This window comes from Synechococcus sp. H55.11, from assembly GCF_047462475.1.
Classification (GTDB): Bacteria; Cyanobacteriota; Cyanobacteriia; order Thermostichales; family Thermostichaceae; genus Thermostichus.
This window is the reverse complement of the sequence record NZ_JANSJI010000189.1, coordinates 1-2,249: the sequence shown is the minus strand read 5'-3', so window position 1 is coordinate 2,249 and position 2,249 is coordinate 1. Positions and strand designations below refer to the sequence as shown.

Genomic DNA, 2,249 nt, shown 5'->3' with positions numbered 1-2,249 from the left:
GGGAGAGGGGAGTTGGCGTGACCCTATAAAAGCGGCCTAGAGGTAGGCATCTAGGAGAGAGGCCACGGTGGGGAAGTGGCAGGGCAAGCCCAGGGCTGCTGGCGAGAGGGCCGGATAGACAAAATGGCGGTGGCGCAGACAGTACTCGTCCCACGCCGAAAGCCGCACCCCAAACAGAAAAGCCAAGCTGCGGAGGAGTCCGAGGGGCAAGGGCAGGCGGAAGTAGATCCGCTTTCTGAAATAGGCGCACACCTGTTCCACGCACTCATCCACAGACAGAGGGGGATTGCCCAACACCCAATCGCCGCCACCGGGCGGATGGGCTACCCAGTAGGCCACCATCTCTGCCACATCGGCAGCGTGGATGAAGTGGAAGCTGGCATCCACCCGCAAAAAGCGGATGAGATCCAGCCAGCGGAGCACATCCTTGAGGCCGGCGGTGATGTGGGAATAGGGGTGGTGGGGGCTGCCGCCAAACAGTAGGGTGGGGTAGAGCGTCAGCAGCCGATCCGGCCAGAAGCAGCTTTCCTGCCGTTGCAGCAGCATCGCGTACTTGCTGCGGATGTAGTCGGTGCCGGCCTGGCCGGCGATGGCCAAGGGTTGTAACGCCTGATCCAAAAGGCTGGCGGTGGAAAAGTAGATCACCTGCTGGCAGCGCCGGGGATCCAACAACTGAAAGAGCTCCAGAGTGTGGGTAACATTCACCGCCCAGGTTAGGGTGGGATCCCCCCAAGCCGCCGCCATGTGGATCAGCCCATCCATCTGTTGCAGCAGGGCAGCGTGCTCGCGGATGTGCAGCAGATCGCCGGGCACCAGGGTGATGGGGGCGGGCAGCCGTTCCGGGGGCAGCCGCAGGCGGCTGGGGTTGCGAATAAGAATGTAGAGGTGGTAAGCGGGCCGCTCCGGAAACTCGGGATCCCTTTGCTGGGCCAGGCGCTCCAACACATAGTGCCCCAGACAGCCGCTAGCGCCGGTAAGAAACAGGTTTCGCAAGAGATCTTCCCAACGGCAACTCATCGAAAAAGCTTTTGACTAGTCTACCGCCTTGGCTTGCGCCTGCCGGAGCGGCTTAACCCCCAATTCCCCTGACGGCAACTCTGGGCAACTGCGGCATTTCCCGGGCCAGGCAGCAAACTGGAAATTTGGCCGCAAGAATGGCAGCATAGTTCGACGGGAATCCCACTCCCCTTGAGATTTGGACCTTGCTCAACCCGACTTCTGCCTGTGGCCGTAACCTCCTCTTCCCCTAGCAGGCGCGCTTTCAGTCTGTGGCCACCGCTGGCCTTGGTCTTGCAGCGGCTGGCCCAAGCGGTGCCGGTGCTACTGCTGATCACGGTGCTCAGCTTTTTGCTCTTGCAACTGGCTCCCGGCGATTTTTTGGATCCCTTGCGGGCGGATCCCAGTGTCAGCCAAGAGTTTATCGCCCAGGAAGAGGCACGGCTGGGCCTGGATAAGCCCTTGATTTGGCAGTATTTGACCTGGCTGAGCAATCTGCTGCAGGGGGATTTTGGCGTCAGCTACACATACCGCGTGCCGGTGGCGCAACTCATCCTCTCCCGCGCCGGCGCCACCTTGCTGTTGGCAGTGTGCTCTGTTTTGCTAACTTGGCTAATTGCCATTCCTCTGGGGATCCTGGGGGCGCTGCGGCAGAACACTCCTTTGGATCGGGCGTTGCAGTTGCTCAGCTACCTGGGGCAGGCCATGCCCAGCTTTGTGCTGGCCATTTTGCTGCTGATCGTGGCTCAAAACGTGGGCTGGTTGCCGGTAGGGGGAATGACCAGTGTTTATTTTGCCGAGCTCGGTTGGGGGGGGAAGCTGCTGGATCTGGGCCGCCACCTGCTCTTGCCCACGCTGGCCCTGAGCATTACCAGCTTTGCCGGGCTGCAGCGGATTACCCGCGGCAACTTCTTGGACGTGCTGCGGCAGGAATACATCCAGGCGGCGCGGGCACGGGGCATTCCTGAATGGCGGGTGATCTGGCTGCATGCATTGCGCAACGCCGTCAACCCCTTGATCACGATTTTGGGCTTTGAGTTTGCCAATCTGCTCAGCGGCTCCTTCATTGCCGAGTTTTTCTTCAATTGGCCGGGGCTGGGCAAGCTGCTCTTGGAAGCCGTCCAAAGCTTTGACATCAACGTGGTGATGGCCGGGCTTTTGCTGGGAGCGGTGATGCTGATTTTGGGCAACCTATTGGCCGATCTGCTCTTGATGTGGGTAGATCCGCGGATCCGGCCTGAGTCTTTGCTTTA

Annotated in this window: 2 protein-coding genes; one reads left to right on the top strand and one right to left on the bottom strand. The window is 60.5% G+C overall.

The window, feature by feature from the left end:
• Positions 1 to 36: 36 nt before the first annotated feature.
• Positions 37 to 993, bottom strand: a complete 957-nt coding sequence (locus NW853_RS08110; RefSeq protein ID WP_414348761.1) for an NAD-dependent epimerase/dehydratase family protein — start codon at positions 991 to 993, stop codon at positions 37 to 39.
• A 231-nt stretch (positions 994 to 1,224) separates the two neighbouring features.
• Between NW853_RS08110 and NW853_RS08105 the strand changes: the two genes are divergently transcribed.
• A partial coding sequence (locus tag NW853_RS08105) for an ABC transporter permease (RefSeq protein ID WP_414339001.1) occupies positions 1,225 to 2,249 on the top strand: 1,025 nt, incomplete at its 3' end.